The following is a 15,655-nucleotide window of genomic DNA, read 5'->3' as shown; positions in this document are numbered from 1 at the left end:
CATGGTCAGGCGGGCAGATCGGACAGTTCCAGCTCCGAAAACCCCGCCCGGCGCCGCGCTTCCAAGTTGAACGGGCCGCGCAGGGTCGGGGCTTCGTAGCGCTGCGCCAGCTCGGCATAGGTGGCGCGCAGCTCCAGGCCCCTTTGATCGCACAGGTAGCCATACCAGCGGTTGCCGATTTCCACGTGCCCCACTTCATCGCGCAGGATGATGTCGAGGATGGCGGCGGCGGCCATGTCGCCCGCCTGCGCCAGCTTGGCGCGCAGCGGCGGAATCGCATCGAGCCCCCGCGCTTCCAGGGTGCGCGGCACCAGCGCCATGCGCGCCAGCACGTCGCCGCGCGTCTTGTCGACCATTTCCCACAGGCTGTCGTGGCCGGGGAAATCGCCATACGCGTGGCCCAGCACCTGCAGGTGCGCTTGCAGCATGGCAAAGTGCGTGGCCTCCTCCTTCGCCACGCGCAGCCAGTCCGTGTAGTAGTCAAAGGGCAAATCCGGGAAGCGCCACAGCGCGTCCAGCGCCAGATTCATGGCATTGAATTCGATGTGCGCGAGCGCGTGCACGAGCATGGCGCGCCCTTCCGGCGTGATCATCGACCGCCGCCCCACCAGACGCGGCGGCACCAGTTCCGGCCGTTCGGGACGGCCCGGCACGGGGCCGGTCGGCGCCAAAGGCAAGTGCGCATCGAGAGAAAGCTGGGCTTCGGCCATGGCCGCCACCATCGCCACCTTGGTTGCCGGGTCAGGTTCCAGCAGGCAGGCGAGCGCGGTCGTGCGCAATTCCTGCGGCGGCGTGGAGGCCGGTGGGGATGATGCATGCATGGTGCTTCCTTCGTGCGCTTTCTTGAACAAGGGGCGCAGTGTATCAAATTGCCTGCCCCAGCAGCCACTCCAGCAGCGCCTGCACTCTTGCCGGCAGCGCGGCGCGTCCGCTGTGCACGAGGTAATACGCCTGCGGGCTGGGCAAGGCAAAGCCGCCAAACGGCAGGATCAGCTGCCCGCTGTCTAGCCACGGCTGCACCAGTTGGCGCCTGCCCATGGCCACGCCCGCGTGGTGGATGGCCGCCTGCGCGCACAGGTCGGCGCGGTCGAAACGCAGGCTGCGCGCGGGCAAACTCACCTCTGGCGCCTGCCCGTCCAGCCACAGCCGCCACTCGGCATCGGGCGCGCAGGCGGGCCAGGCCAGGGTGTCATGCAGCACCGTCGCGTCGCGCAAGTGTTGCGGCATATCAAGCAAGCCATGGTCGCGCGCATAGTCCGGACTGCAGACGGGCGCCAGCCATTCGTCCATCAGCTTGCGCGATACGAGGCCGGGAAAGTTGCCGTCGCCGTAATGCAAGGCCAGCTCGACCTGGCCCGCGCGAAAGTCGACGGCGTCGTTCCCCACGCGCAAATCGATCGACACGTCCGGATACTGCAGCGTGAAACCTGCCAGGCGCGGCACGAGCCAGCATTGGGCGATGGACGGGCGCGCATGCACGGTGATGCTGCCCGTGAGCGCATCGCCGCCGGCCAGCGCCGCATGCAAACCATCCCAGCCAATTTGCAGCGCGGCGAAGATGCGTTCGCCATCCTGCGTCAGCTTTACCTGCCGCGTCAGGCGCTCGAACAGCCGCAAGCCCAGGCTGCTTTCCAGCCGCGCAATGCGGTGGCTGACGGCGCTGGGCGTGAGCGCCAGTTCCTGCGCGGCCAGCGCGAAACTGGCATGGCGCGCCGCCACGAGAAACGTGTGCAGGTTGGCGAACTGGCTGGCCGTCAGCGTCGCCATGCGCGGCGCGCCGGCCCGCATCAGGCGGCGCCAGCCGCCGGCAAGGCGCGGCCACGCGCCACGTAAGCGGCCATTTCCGCCTCGGGAACCATGCTGCCGCCCGTGCCCCACACCAGGTGCGTGGCCGTCTCCAGCTGCGCCTGGTATTGCGGCGCGGCCAGCACGGCAGGAATGCCCGCGAATCCGGCCACGGCCGACGGTTCCAGACGTAGCTGCTCCGTCTGCTCCAGCAAGGCCAGCAAGCGGAACAGTTCCTCATCGCTGACGGTGGCGTAGCCGTCGATCAGCCTTTGCATGGCGCGTCCGACGAAGCCGGACGGGCGTCCCACGGCCAGGCCATCGGCGGCCGTGAGGTTGTCAATGCCGATCTCCTGCACGCTGATCCCATCATGCAAGCCCGTGTACACGCCCAGCAGCATACATGGCGAATGGGTCGGCTCGACGAAGATGCAGTGGACATCGTCGCCAAACGCCAGCTTCAAGCCAAAGGCCACGCCGCCGGGGCCGCCGCCCACGCCGCACGGCAGATACACGAACAAGGGGTGCTGCGCATCGACCGTGACGTTCTTTGCGGCGAACTGGGCTTTCAGGCGCTGGCCCGCCACCGCATAGCCGAGAAACAGGTCATGCGAGTTTTCATCGTCGACGAAGTGGCAGGTGGGATCGTTTTCCGCCTGTTTGCGCCCCGCTTCCACGGCCACACTGTAGTCGGTCGCGTACTCGACGACGGTGACGCCGTGGCTGCGCAATTTATCCTTCTTCCATTGCCGCGCATCGGCCGACATGTGCACGGTGGCGCGAAAGCCCAGGCGCGCGCTCATGATGCCGATCGACAGGCCCAGATTGCCCGTGGAGCCGACGGCGATCGCATACTGGCCAAAGAAGGCGCGCACGGCGTCGCTGGCCAGCAGGCTGTAGTCATCGCCCTCGTTCAGCAAGCCCGCGTCCAGCGCCAGCATTTCCGCATGTTTCAACACTTCATAGATGCCGCCGCGCGCCTTGATGGAGCCGGAAATGGGCAAATGGCTATCCTGCTTGAGCCACAGCTGACCGCTTGTCATGTCTAACGCCAAACCTGGTGCCGCCTGCATGGCGGGCAACGGCACGACGGGCGACTCGATGATGCCGCCGCTGGCCTGCGTTTCCGGGAAAGCCTTGGCCAGATACGGCGCAAAGCGCGCCAGGCGCGCACTGGCCTGCGCCACGTCATCGGCCGTCAAGCCCACGTCCTTCAAACCCTCGGCCGCCGGGGCGATGCGGGGATTGAACCAGCTCAAGGGCTGCAAGGCCATCAGTTCTGTAATCAGGGGAAATTTTTCGCGCAGCGCGGCGATGGCGGGAATGGGCAGCATGGCAACCTCGTGTAGGAACAAGCCATGATTAGAGCGCATCCGGTCGCCGCTGGCAAACGATGGTTGATCAGGCAATGCATGAGGGAATGTCATCTATCCCGCATTCATCCCCAGACACCGACCTTGGCCCATAGCTAAATTTAATTCTTGAAAGCACTATCGATTAAAGAAAAATTTCCACAAAGTCACAAAAATAAGTTATCTTAAAGGCAAATAAAGGAGACATTTTTTCTCTTTTCTACCGAGGCAAAAATGCGCTCCAAGAATGACAAAGTTACTGCTACGAATATGGATATCCTCGACTGCGCAAGGCAGGACGATTTGACGGCCCAAAAGGTCGAAGTCGGCATTATTTTCCAGGAAATGCTCGATACCGCCACGGCCGCCGCCTACCTCGCCAAGAACAAGGTGCCGATCGCCACCGCGCTGCGCGTGCTGACGGGGTCACGGCGAAAAAAGAGCGGAGGCGGAAGTTGATGGCTCTGCGGCAGGTGAGCGGGGACTGGTCTGCCTGAACAGCTCAGGACTTCAAGGGAGGAGGCGCCACTTCATACCAAACCCGTATCCCTCGCTCAACCTTGGCTAACGCCGTCCAGCCTCGCGTTTCCGTGATGGTTTCGATGTTGACCGGACGAACGCCGGTTTTTAGCAGCCATTCATTGGCCAATACCAGCGACCGGTCCATGCCATCGGAAAGCGGACTGCCCACGGTGGTCGAACGAAAATCTTTAAATGCGATCATGGACACCTTTTATTCAGTCAGCTTCATTTGAGCAGATACAGCCTTCAGCCTCCGCTATCGCACCCATGTGCGCCAAACGCCTGAAGCTGGCGCCAGAGAGCATAACAAATTACCTTCGAGAAACATGCGCACATTGTCACGACCACCTGGCGCTCGCCGATGCGGCGATGCCAGCAGGCGCCTTCCGCTTCGGCGGCAGGAAGGCGCCCGCTGATTGCCAGCCTTAGAACTTCAGCTGCAGCCCCAGATCAATCGACCTCCCCTCGGCCGGCAACGCTTGCAGCGCGCCGCCGTTCGCCTTCAAGCCCGACAAATACACGCCGCCCAGCGGGTCCGCATACGCGCGGTTGAACAGGTTGCTCACGCCGGCGCTCAGGCTGGCCATCTTGTTCAATGCCACGCTGCTGCGCAGGTTGACGAGTGCATAGCCTCCCGTTTCCGGTTCGAAGCGGCGCGCATCGACCTTGTCCTTGCGGGCCACGATCTTCGTTTCGATGCGGCTGCTCCAGGCGCCCAGCTTGTGCTCGACGGCCAGCAAGGCGTTGAACGGCATCATGCGGTACAGGTCGCCGCCATCGCTGCGCTTGCCACGCGTGTAAGCGGCGTTGCCCGTCGCCATGAAGCGGCCCCAGCGCGCGCTACTGGCCAGCGGCAACTGCCAGGTCACATTCGCGCCGTACAATTTGGCGTCTTGGTTGGCAAAGCGCAGCAAGTTGCCGTTCGCGCCCATTTTCATATACGGGTGGAAAGGCGCCAGCACGTCGACGTCGACGTAATTGTCGACCTTGCTGTAATACGGGTTGACGCGCAGGAACCAGCCCTCTTCGCCGCCGCCATGCCAGTCGGCCGTGAACGCCGCCGTGTACGCCGTCTCGGGCTTCAGGTCGATACTGCCCACATAGCCGTTGCCGTCGCCAAACCAGTTGGTCATGGTCATGGCCATCGAGCCGCGGCCCCACGAGTAGCGCTCGTACAGGTTGGGCGAGCGCACCTTGCGCGCCAGCGCGAATGCATAGCTGCTGGCCGCGTCTAGCGTGAAGGTCGCTTGCGCCGAGACATCGATATTCGTGTCGCGCTGGCTGCGGCTGCGCGCATTGAAGGCCCTGGCGGCCATCACGTCCGGCATGTTCATCATGTTGGTGCCGTACGATTGCACGTCGCCCGTGTCCATGCGCACGGATTCGCCGCGCACGCCCAGCACGCTCGTCCAGCGCGCATCGTGGCGCGTTTCCAGTTCGCCAAACAGCACGGTGCGATCGCGCTTGCCGTCGTTGATGTTCAGGTAGGTGCGCGGTCCCATCATCATGGAACCGGGCACGGCCGGCCAGTAATCGTCAAGGCGGAAGCCGTGCCACTCCTGGCCCAGGCGCAACTCGCCCGCGGCGGTCGGCAAGCTGGCCATCAGCGCATAGCCCGTGTTGCGTCCGTGCGTGATCATCGGCATCGAACCTTTGCGCTCGGGCGTGAAAAAGCCCATTTCATGGTCCGTCTGCTGCCAGTAGGCGCGCGCGTCCAGCACGCCCCAGGCAAATGTGCCCTGGTAGGCGAGGTTGGCGAACTGGCCATGGTTGTCCGTCATGTCCATGTACTGGTTCGGGAAACCCTGGTACGGGACATGCTGCACGCCGGCGCGCAGGGTCAGCTGCTGGCCATCGCGCTTCGCCGCCAGCACGATGGACTGGTTGATGCTTTCGTACATGCTGGCCAGCACCTTGTTGCCGTGGCCATCTTCATAGCTGTGACCGCGCGTATAAGCACCGCTGTAGCCGACGCTCAGGCTGTCGCTGGCGGCCGACGCGTTCACGCTGGTCGCCACGCTGTTGTTGACGCTGCGTCCCGACACGGCAAAGCCGCCGTGCGTGAGCAGGCCCGCGCCGGGCTCGGCGAACACGGGCGCGTTCGACTGCACTTCGATGGTGCCGCCGATGCTGTCGCCGCCCGCGCTGACGGGTGTCACGCCCGCGATCAGGCGGATGCGCTGCACTTGCTGCGGATCGATATACGACAGCGGCGCATTCATATGATTGGCGCAGGCCGACGTCAGTTCCATGCCGTCGATGCGTATTTTCAGCCGGTCATCCGCAAAGCCATTGACCACCGGCAAGCCGGACACGCCGCCACCGGCCGCCACGCTGTAGCCGGGCGTGCTGGACAACATGAGCGCCGTGTCGGCGGCGGGACGGTAGCCGTCGCCTATGGCCGTGACGATGACTTTCATCTCGGGCAGGACCTGTTCAGTGCGCGTTTGCGCCACGGCGGGCATGGCGATGGCGAGGGAAATCAATATTGGCAAATGTTTCATGATGCTGCTTTCAAATTCTGAGTAGACAAGGCGAACGGCGGCGCGCGCACAATCGGCGCGGCAAAAAAGCCATTCACACGGGAAATGAAAAAATCAGAAAGCGGCAGGCGGCCCGCGGGGCTGGACGGGCGTCCAGGCGAACAGCGGTGTGGCGGATTGGTAGAACAGCTCAGGCAGCAAGCCCGTGATGAGTTCGCCGGAAGCGAGCACGAGGGTCGTGGGCGGCACATCCAGGGTGGCCGCATGCATGCTGCAGCACGGGCAATCGCCCATGCGCATGCCGCCCTTGGAGGTGTCGGGCGCGTCCGTGGAGAATGTCGCGGGCAGCATGTTCATGCCGCCCGCCACCGAGCAGATTTCCAGGCTGGGCACGGCCAGGCCGCTGGCGACCGTCAGCGCGCGCGACACCGTAGGGGCGAGCGTGGCCAGGAAGATGGCGATACACGCGATCCACAGGACGATGCCGGCCTTGCCTTTGCTGATGAACATGGCAACATTGTATCAGGGCAAGGCCCCTGCGCACAGGGCGCAAGTCAAGCCTGGCTTACAAATCCACCTTCATGCTCAACTTGATGGCGCGCGGCGCACCGGACGCCAGCCGCGTGCCGGCGCCGGCCCAGTAGCGCTTGTCGGCCGCATTTTCCACGTTCAGTTGCCAGACAACGGCCTTGTCCATCACGCGGCTCGCATAGCGGGCGCCCGCGCTGAACAGGCTCACCCCGCCGAGGAAGGCCTGGTTCAGGTCGTTGACGGGACGGGCGCTGTAGTAATACGCGCCGCCGTTGACGGACAGGCCCGGCACGGTGTCAAACGCGTAGGCGAGGAAGACGCTGGCCGTGCGTTTCGACGCGTTCTCCGGCGCCTTGCCGTTGTAGTCCGCGTTGATGTTGGCAAACTTGGGGTCGAGCAGCTGGGCCGACGTCTGCCACGACAACTGCCGCGTCAGCTTGCCCTGGGTCGACAGTTCCAGGCCACGGTAGCGCTGTTCGCCGTCCGACGTGAACACATTGCTGGCATTGGTGTAGTAGCCGGGGCGCGTGATGTCGAACAGCGCCGCCGACAGCAAGCTGCCGCCCGGCGTCAGCCAGCGTGCGCCCAGCTCCTTTTGTTTGCTGACCCCGGGCGCCATCTTGACGCCCTGGTTGGCCGTGCCCGTCGGGCCCGTTTCGCCCTCTTCCAGCCCCCGCGCCGTGGAGGCGTAGAACGACAGCTCGGGCGTGGCCTTGTAGATCAATGAGGCCATCGGCGTCGTCTTGCTGACGTCGTAGTGGCTGGCGCCCTGGTCGCTTTGATAGCTGCTGCGGCGCACGCCGATGACGCTTTGCCATTGCGGGCTGAAAACCATGCGGTCGAGCGCATACAAGCCCGTGTCGCGCGTTTCGAGCCCGGCCGTCGTGGGCGCCGTGGGCTTGGGACCGAACACGACAGTCGTCACGGGCACGGGGTCGTACAGGTTTTGCGACGCGATCGTGTAATTGCTCTGGTAAATCGGGTCTTGCGATTTGTCCGTGCGCGACGCGCCCAGGGTCAGTTCATGGGCGATGGAACCCGTCTTGAAATTACCGGCCAGTTCCGCGCGCAGCAAGTCCGACGCCATCACGCTGTGCTGGATATTGCCCGTGATGCGGCCCGCGCCCGTGGCCAGCGCGGCAGCGTTATTCAAGCGGAAGATCGCCAGGCGGCGGTCACGCGCCGTTTCCGCGTGGCCCGCCTCCACCGTCAAGGCCCAGCCATCGGCGATAGCGTAGTCGGCGCGCAATTGCGCGTTTTTCGTTTGCGCTTCGAAATTCGACCAGTCCGGGCCGATCAGCTTGCGCGGATCGACGGCACGCGGCAAGCTGATCACGCCTTTCACGGCCGTGGGCAAGGCCACGCCCACCTGCTCCGTCACCCTGCGGCGCTCGTACTCGAGGTCGGCTTTCAGCAGCAATTTGTTCGTGACTCTCCAGTCGAGCGCCGTGGAAAGGAAGCGGCGGTTGCCGTTGCCGACATCCTCCAGGTAGGAACCGAGGGTGCCGCCGGCCGCATTCACGCGCACGCCGAATTCCTGCTGCGCGCCAAAGCGGCGGGCCACGTCGACGTTCGCCACGGCACTGCCACGGTCGTCGACGCTCAAGCCCATGCTGGTGACGGGCCGGCTGCCGGCCCGCTTGGTAACGAAGTTGATGACGCCGGCCGGCGACGTAAAGCCGTAGTACAGGGCCGAGGCGCCCTTCAGCACTTCCACCCGCTCCTTGTTTTCCATGGGCACTTGCGAGAAGTTCATGATGGGCAGGGAGCCGTTGAGGCGGTAATTCGTGCGGTTTTCCACGGCGATGCCGCGTATCACCAGCTGATCCCACGTCTCGCCCCCATTTTGCTGGCGCGTCACGCCGGCCGTATTGCGCACGGCGTCGTACAGGCCGGACACGGCTTGCTGCTCCAGCAATTCGCGCGTGATCACGTTGACGGTCGACGGCACGTCCATGATGCTGGCGCCCCGAAAGCTGCCCGCCTCCGTCGTGACGGGCACCAAGCCTTGCGCGCGGGCGCCCGTCACCTGCACGGCTTGCATGATCCTCTCATCGCCGGCGGCCGGATCGTCCTGGCCGCCGGCCCCATTCGCGGCGCAGGCTGCGTGGGAGGCGAAGGCCAGCGCCAGGGCGGCGGCAACTGGAAGTAAGCGGGTGCGGGGAGAAACGGCAGGCATGAGTACAGGCTTTCAATATGTGCAAATGGGAACTTCTGGTGAGCGGCCATGATACCGTTAATGAGAATCATTATCAAGAAAAGGTGAGTTTGTGTGAGTTTTACAGGAGAAACTAGCTCCCTCTGGCGCCTGTTATCACTTGAACACGTTTGGATTTTGCAGACGAGGCCGCAAAGAGGCATACTGACAGTCACGGCGCGCAAGACGTGCCGCCTAACAAGATACTAAAAGGTAAGTTCGTGAACACAATCGACAACAAAAGCGTGCAGACGAAAACATTTCGCTGGAAACGCTGGCAGCGCTGGGCCCTGGGCACGGGCTGCGCCCTGGCCGCCTACAGCGCGGCCGGCTTCTGGCTGGTGCCCTACGTCATCAAAAACCAGCTGCCCAAATTTGCAGAAAAAGAACTCGCGCGCCAGGCCAGCATCGCCGACGTGCGCTTCAACCCGTTTACCCTGCGCCTGGAAGCGGACAAGATCGCTTTCAAGGAAGCGGCCAGCGCAAACAATGCACCGCTGCTGTCCATCGGCGCCCTGGCCGTGCAGCTGGAATGGAAATCCATCGTGCGGCGCGCCTGGAGCCTGGCGGAAATCCGCATCACGGCGCCGCAAGCGCAGCTGACGATCACGCCGGACGGCAAGTTCAACCTGGCCGAAGTGCTGGCCACCTGGCAACGCAACCATCCGGGAAAAAGCGAAGGCGGCATGCCGCGCCTCGTCATCGCCCACTTTGCGCTGGAGCAAGGAAAAGTGGACTGGCAAGACCAGAAGGCCGGCTATGCGGACAACTTCACGCCGATCAACTTTACGCTCGATAATATCTCCACCCTGCCCGACGCCAACGGCAGCTACAGCCTCAGCGCCGATGCGGCGCGCGGCGGCAAGCTGCACTGGCGCGGCACGGCCTCGCTGAGCCCCATTCGCGGCGAAGGCGAACTGATACTGAACGACGCTTCCCTGCCCGGCCTGGCCGCGTATTTGAAAGGCTATACGCGCGCGACTGTCGCCAGCGGCAAGCTGTCGGCGCGCCTGCCCTACGCCTTTTCCTATGCCGACGGCAAGCTGGAAGCGACCGTCAAAGGCGCGGGCCTCGCCTTGCGCGATTTGGCGCTGGTACAAAGCGGCAAGAGCGACGCCTTTACGTCGCTGAACACCCTGGGTATCGCCGGCGTGAACGTGGACCTGGCGCGCCAAAGCGTCACGGTCGACAAGGTCAACCTGGTCGGCGGCAAGGTAGCCGTGCGGCGCGACAGCAAGGGCGAGATCGACGTGGCGACCCTGATGCTGCCGGGCAATCCCGCACCCGCAGCATCGGCCACCGCCGCGCCTGCCGCACCAGCCACGCCCGGCAAGTGGAAAGTGGACTTGAAACAGCTGGCGCTGGCCAATGTGGACGTGTCCGCCATCGATGAAACCGTCTCGCCGGCTTTGCAGCTGAGCGCCAAACAGCTGCAGCTGAACTTGCAGCTGGCCTTGCAGCAAGGCCCATCGGGCATGGCCACCGTCATCGACGGCGCACAGTTCGGCCTGGCCGACCTCACCATGCAGCGGGGCGCGCAAACGCCGTTCAAGCTGGCCCAACTGGGCTTTACCGAAGGCAAGATCGACCTGGCCGCGCACACTGTGCACCTGGGCGCCGTGACGGCCAGCGGCGCGCAGATCGACCTGGCGCGCAACCGCCAGGGCGAATTTGCGATTGCGCAAAAGCTGCCCGTGTTTGCCTCCAGCAAAGCCGACACTGCCAAGGACGCACCATCCGCGCCATGGTCCACCAAGATAGACAGGGTAGAACTGGGCAAGTTCGGCGCCCGTTTCGATGACGCGGGCACAGGCATCAAGGTCAATGTGCAGGATGCCCGTTTGTCGCTGCAAAACGTCAGCAACGATATGAAACAGGCACTGCCGTTCGAGCTGGGCGTGGGCCTGCGCGAAGGCGGCCTATTGACGGCCAATGGCAAGTTCGTGCCGGGAACGGGCGCCGTCGATGCGCAGCTGAATTTGAAACAGCTGCCCCTGGCGCCCGTGCAACCGTTGCTGGCGCAGCATATCAAACTGAAACTGGCAAGCGGGTCGCTCTCCGGCAGCGGCCGCCTGACGACGGGCGGCGGCGCGCCGAAAGCGCCCAAGGTCCGCTATGTGGGCGGCGTCGATATCGCCGGCCTCGTGCTCAATGAAACGGATGGCAAGCGCTTTGCCTCTTGGAAAAGCGTGCGCGCCGACAAGCTGACGGCCAGCGTGGGCCCCGACTTCGTCGACATCCCCGAACTGCGCGTGGTGGAACCGAACGCCCAGCTGATCATCGAAAACGACCGCAGCCTCAATGCGCAGCGTTTGCTGGTGAAGGCGCCCGAGCCTGCCACGGCAACGGCCCCCGCTCCTGCGGCCGCCGCCACGCCGGCGGCCGACGCCGCCTTCCCCGTGCGTGTGCGCCGCGTGCGCCTGCAAAACGCCAAGCTGGACTTTGCCGACCTCAGCTTGCGGCCCCAGTTCGCCGCCAAGATCTATGAACTCAATGGCGTCGTCACGGGCCTGTCGACGAAACGCGATGCGCGCAGCCAGATCGAACTCGATGGCCGCATCGACGAATTCGGCCTGGCCCGCGTGCGTGGCCAATTAAATCCCTTCGCCCCGACCGACAACACGGACTTGAACGTCGTCTTCAAGAATGTCGACATGGTGTCCGCCTCGCCGTACACGATGAAGTTCGCCGGCTACAAGGTGGCAGAAGGCAAGATTTCGCTGGACTTGCAATACAAGGTGCGCAACCGCCAGCTCGACGGCACCAACCAGATCGTGCTCGACAAGCTGACCCTGGGCGAGCGCATCGACAGCCCGGACGCCTTGAAGCTGCCGTTGGAACTGGCACTGGCCATCCTCAAGGATAGCGACGGGCGCATCGACCTGGGCCTGCCCGTGTCGGGCGACATGAACGACCCGCAATTCAGCTATGGCGCCCTGGTCTGGAAAGCCGTGGGCAATGTGCTGACGAAAATCGTCACGGCGCCGTTCCGCGCGCTGGGCAATTTGCTCGGCATCAGCGCCGACAAGCTCGAATCCATCGACTTCGACGCGGGCAGCGCCGTGCTGCTGCCGCCCGAGCGGGAAAAACTCAAGCAGGTGGCGCAAATCCTCGCCAAGCGCGAACAGCTGAAGCTGGCCGTGCCTGGCCAGTACAGCGATACGGATGCGGCCGCCCTGCGCGCCCAGGCCGTGCGCCGCGCCGTCGCCGCCAAGGCCGGCATCAAGCTGGAAGCGGGCGAAGAACCGGGGCCGCTGAACCTGGGCGAACGCAAGATCCGTGGCGCCCTGCGCGAGCTGTACGGCGAGCGCTTCGGCAAGACCGAACTGGACAAGCAGAAAAAGGCGGCGGAGTCGGCCGCACCTGCCGCAGCGGCGGCTTCCACTCCGGCTCCGGCAAAAATCCCCGTATTCCAACGCCTGGGCAAGCTGATCGAAGGCGAGCCGCAAGTGGCCGACACGGGCGCCTTCTACAACGGCTTGCGCGAGCAGCTGGAAGCCAAGCAGCCCTTGCCGGCCGATGCCTTGAGCAAGCTGGGTGCCCAGCGCAGCGCGGCGATTCTGGCTGCCCTGCAACAGGACGGCACGCCGGCGGCCAGGGTCAGCGCCGGTGCGCCGGAAAAAACGGAGGCCGCGCCGGGCAAGCTGGTGGGCTTGAAGCTGGGATTGGCGGCGCAATAAGATCTGGGGTCAGACCCGTCGGGTCTGACCCCGGCTCTTTGCCTGTGGGTTCCATTCATCCCATCGCGCTCACGGGACAAGCCTTTAAAGTTCTGGGGTCGGCCCCTCAGGGTCCGACCCCAGCATTTTCGCGGTATTGCTTAAGTACCCAATGCTTTTGCTCGCTTATTCTTGCTCGCTTACCTTAATGACATTACCTCCTATCCAGTGTTTTATTGAAAGCCACGCCAAACCCAGCGAAAAGCAACATACAAACCTCGCAGCATTAGCAAGACAAGTATCACACCTATGGTCGGTGGTAAAAATGTAAGGGCCAGTGCCGTCCAACTAGGCTCGGAAAGCTTAAACTCACGAATACATTGCTTGATCCGTGAATTCTCAAGCTCGACAGCAATCTGCTTTTTCTCTAAATTCTTTTTTTCATCTGCCGCTGCAGCTTCTTTCGCCCTTGCTTCGATGCCTTTGAGAAGACATTGATGGATTTCATCAGTAGATCTCTCTTGACCACCATTACCAAGCAAGATAGGCGGATTGCAAACGATATTATCACTAGCTGTCTGGGTTGCCATCTCGCGTTCCCACATCAGAATGTCCGCTAACTGACTGCGTTCGGGCATGACTTCAGGTTCTTCCTCCTGTGGACGTAAAGTTATATGAATAGGGCAAAACGAATTAGCCTCATCAATTGCAAAATCTTTAGGATCAAAATAATACCTTACGGCATATGTGAACTCATATATAGCGTTCCAGCGAACCAATGCAAATATTATCCAAAAAAAGGTGCATATCACCCACAAGCGATACCATCCTCGTTTAACCGTCATACTGTCACTTGCTCGGCACTACTATAGTTACAATCATCGCGTACCCCAAAAAATCGTATTCTATTTGGCTACGACATCATCGAGCAATGCCGCAGCACCACATGTATTAACTACTTCGCTTTCTCCGCCCCCTTCACCACCTCATCCGGCAACGCAAACGCCACCAGACTATCGCCCATCTTCGTGCCCAGCGAACCATGGCCGCCGGCCATGACGACCACGTACTGCTTGCCCGTCTTGTCCGAGACATAGCTCATCGGCGTGGCCTGGCCGCCGGCCGGCAGGCGGGCTTTCCATACGGTCTTGCCGTTGCGCACGTCGTAGCCGCGGATGGTGTAGTCGAGCGTGCTGCTGAGGAAGGCCACGCCGCCGCCCGTCGTGCTGATGCCGCCCAGGCTGGGTACACCCAGCGGCAAGGCGATGGGCACGGGGGCGCTGTCGCGCGTGGTGCCGTTCTTGTGCATCCATACTTTTTTCATCGTGCGCAAGTCGACGGCGGCGATATAGCCCCATGGCGGCGCCTGGCATGGGAAGCCCAGCGGCGAAAGAAAAGGCTTGATTTCCACGGCGAACGGCACGCCCGTCTGCGGCTGCAAGCCCATTTCCGATCCCGTGCCGCCCTTCGCATTGGCTTGCGCGCGCGGCACCAGGCGTTCCAGAAAGCCCATGTAGTCGGGGTTCACCAGCAGCAATTGCCGGCCCGGGTCGACGGCCGCCCCGCCCCACTCGAAGATACCCAGCGGGCCCGGCGAAATGATGGCGCCCTTGATCTTGCCTTCGGCCACCGTTTGCGGCGTGAACGGCCCTTCGTAGCGGTGCTGGCGGAAGATGATGCGGCACGCCAGCTGGTCGAACGGCGTCGTGCCCCACATATCCGTTTCGCTGATGTTTTTTTTCAGGTAAGAAAGTGAGGGCCGAAAACGGTTGCGTGGGCGACAGGCGGTCGCCGGGAGCCGGGTTGTTCGTCGGCACCGGTTTTTCCGGCGCCGGCACGACCAGGCTGCCGTCGCGCCGGTCGATCACGTAGATGTCGCCCCGCTTGGTCGTGGCCACGACGGACGGCACTTTGCCTTTCGGCGTGTCGATGTCGACCAGGGTGGGCTGGCCGCCGATATCCATGTCCCAGATATCGTGGTGCACGGTTTGGTAGACCCAGCGCACCTTGCCCGTCGCCAGGTCCAGCGCGACGATGGCGCTATTGTATTTCTCGCCATGGGGATTGCGGTTGCCGCCCCACGTGTCCGGCGTTTCATTGCCCATCGGGATGTACACCATGCCCAGCTTTTCATCGACGCTGGACACGCCCCAGGAATTGGGCGAATTGTTCGTGTAGGTCTTGCCATCGGCAATCGGCGCCGTGTCGTCGGGGTTCGAGGCATCCCAGTTCCACATCAGCTTGCCCGTGACGGGATCGTAGCCGCGGATCACGCCCGACGGCTCTTCCGTGGAAAAGTTATCGGTGACGCTGGCGGCCATCACCACCACGTTTTGCGCCACGGCCGGCGGCGACGTCGGCATCAGGAAGCCACGCTTCTTCATGCCCATGCCGTGGTACAGGCCGATCACGCCGTTTTCGCCAAAGCTTTTGCAGGCTACCCCCGTATCGGCGTTGACGGCGATCAGGGTCGCATCCATGGTGGGCGCGAGGATGCGGCGCGGGCACTCCATGCCGGCCGCCTCGGGTGCCGGGTCGCCCTTGGCGCGGCCCGCGTTGACGTCCCAGTAGGCCACGCCGCGGCAGATCATGTGCTGGTAGCTCGATGCGTCGCGGTTGATCTTCGGATCGTGGCGCCAGATCTCCTTGCCCGTGTCCGGATCGAGCGCGATGACGATGTTATGCGGCGTGCACAGGTATAGCATGCCGTTTACTTTCAGCGGCGTGACTTCGTTGGCGATCTCGCCCGGGTCGTTCGGGCCCTTGAAGTCGCCCGTGTTGTACACCCACGCCTGTTTCAGCTGCGACGCGTTGGCCGGCGTGATCTGCGCGGCCGGCGCGTAGCGGTCGCCATAGCCGGAACGGCCATACGCGGCCCAGTCGTTGGGCGCCACGCCGGGCGCGAAATCGCCTTGCGGCGTGGCGGCCATGTTCTCGGCCGGCACTTCGCCATGCAAGGTGTAGTAATCCTGAAATAGCGAGAACACGCCCACGGCGGCCGTCAGTACCACGGCGGCGGCCAGCGCGCTCTTGCCCGCATCGCGCGGTTTGGCCCCGGCCGTCAATGGCGGATCGAGGCGGCGGTCGACGAAGGGCAGCAGCAGCCAGACGGCGGCGGCGAACCAG

At 63.4% G+C, this 15,655-nt stretch carries 11 protein-coding genes and 1 pseudogene; 2 read left to right on the top strand and 10 right to left on the bottom strand.

Annotated features, from left to right (window positions below):
- Nucleotides 1–5: 5 nt before the first annotated feature.
- From IGS55_RS01655 to IGS55_RS01645, 3 genes are read right to left on the bottom strand one after another with little or no spacing between them, the layout of a single operon-like run.
- Nucleotides 6–821 carry a ferritin-like domain-containing protein gene (locus IGS55_RS01655; protein ID WP_230516464.1) on the bottom strand — a complete coding sequence of 272 codons (816 nt, stop codon included), beginning with the start codon at nucleotides 819–821 and terminating at the stop codon, nucleotides 6–8.
- A gap of 43 nt (nucleotides 822–864) precedes the next feature.
- Entirely contained in the window at nucleotides 865–1,767 is a 903-nt protein-coding gene (gene dsdC, locus IGS55_RS01650) for a DNA-binding transcriptional regulator DsdC (protein ID WP_230516465.1), read from the bottom strand.
- A 20-nt stretch (nucleotides 1,768–1,787) separates the two neighbouring features.
- Entirely contained in the window at nucleotides 1,788–3,119 is a 1,332-nt protein-coding gene (locus IGS55_RS01645) for a D-serine ammonia-lyase (protein ID WP_230516466.1), read from the bottom strand.
- A 288-nt stretch (nucleotides 3,120–3,407) separates the two neighbouring features.
- Here IGS55_RS01645 and IGS55_RS01640 point away from each other — a divergent pair, with 288 nt between their 5' ends.
- Complete coding sequence (locus tag IGS55_RS01640; RefSeq protein WP_139142897.1) at nucleotides 3,408–3,596, top strand: hypothetical protein; 189 nt, start codon at nucleotides 3,408–3,410, stop codon at nucleotides 3,594–3,596.
- Nucleotides 3,597–3,639: 43 nt separating this feature from the next.
- Here the strand turns inward: IGS55_RS01640 and IGS55_RS01635 are convergent, their stop codons facing one another.
- The 4 genes from IGS55_RS01635 to IGS55_RS01620 all read right to left on the bottom strand — a co-directional run bounded on the left by IGS55_RS01635 (nucleotide 3,640) and on the right by IGS55_RS01620 (nucleotide 8,852).
- Nucleotides 3,640–3,861: a hypothetical protein gene (locus tag IGS55_RS01635; RefSeq protein ID WP_230516467.1), complete on the bottom strand. Its 222-nt coding sequence runs from the start codon at nucleotides 3,859–3,861 to the stop codon at nucleotides 3,640–3,642.
- Between the two features lie 223 nt (nucleotides 3,862–4,084).
- Nucleotides 4,085–6,163 (bottom strand): TonB-dependent receptor, encoded by a 2,079-nt coding sequence (locus tag IGS55_RS01630; RefSeq protein ID WP_230516468.1) that lies wholly within the window; start codon nucleotides 6,161–6,163, stop codon nucleotides 4,085–4,087.
- 93 nt (nucleotides 6,164–6,256) lie between these two features.
- Nucleotides 6,257–6,652 (bottom strand): DUF2946 domain-containing protein, encoded by a 396-nt coding sequence (locus tag IGS55_RS01625; protein WP_230516469.1) that lies wholly within the window; start codon nucleotides 6,650–6,652, stop codon nucleotides 6,257–6,259.
- Nucleotides 6,653–6,707: 55 nt separating this feature from the next.
- Nucleotides 6,708–8,852: a TonB-dependent siderophore receptor gene (locus IGS55_RS01620; RefSeq protein WP_230516470.1), complete on the bottom strand. Its 2,145-nt coding sequence runs from the start codon at nucleotides 8,850–8,852 to the stop codon at nucleotides 6,708–6,710.
- 239 nt (nucleotides 8,853–9,091) lie between these two features.
- Between IGS55_RS01620 and IGS55_RS01615 the strand changes: the two genes are divergently transcribed.
- Nucleotides 9,092–12,550: a DUF748 domain-containing protein gene (locus IGS55_RS01615; RefSeq protein ID WP_230516471.1), complete on the top strand. Its 3,459-nt coding sequence runs from the start codon at nucleotides 9,092–9,094 to the stop codon at nucleotides 12,548–12,550.
- A 212-nt stretch (nucleotides 12,551–12,762) separates the two neighbouring features.
- Here the strand turns inward: IGS55_RS01615 and IGS55_RS01610 are convergent, their stop codons facing one another.
- The 3 genes and pseudogenes from IGS55_RS01610 to IGS55_RS28010 all read right to left on the bottom strand — a co-directional run.
- Nucleotides 12,763–13,374 carry a hypothetical protein gene (locus tag IGS55_RS01610; RefSeq protein ID WP_230516472.1) on the bottom strand — a complete coding sequence of 204 codons (612 nt, stop codon included), beginning with the start codon at nucleotides 13,372–13,374 and terminating at the stop codon, nucleotides 12,763–12,765.
- Between the two features lie 110 nt (nucleotides 13,375–13,484).
- Nucleotides 13,485–14,246, bottom strand: coding sequence for a hypothetical protein (locus tag IGS55_RS28015; protein ID WP_329958128.1), 762 nt, complete (start codon nucleotides 14,244–14,246; stop codon nucleotides 13,485–13,487).
- Nucleotides 14,247–14,337: 91 nt separating this feature from the next.
- Nucleotides 14,338–15,459: pseudogene (locus IGS55_RS28010) on the bottom strand (outer membrane protein assembly factor BamB family protein); the annotation flags it as partial.
- Nucleotides 15,460–15,655 lie beyond the last annotated feature (196 nt).

This window comes from Janthinobacterium sp. EB271-G4-3-2, assembly GCF_020858035.1.
Taxonomy (GTDB): Bacteria; Pseudomonadota; Gammaproteobacteria; order Burkholderiales; family Burkholderiaceae_D; genus Janthinobacterium; species Janthinobacterium aestuarii.
The sequence above is the reverse complement of the archived record's forward strand: the minus strand, read 5'-3'. Positions and strand labels throughout refer to the sequence as shown.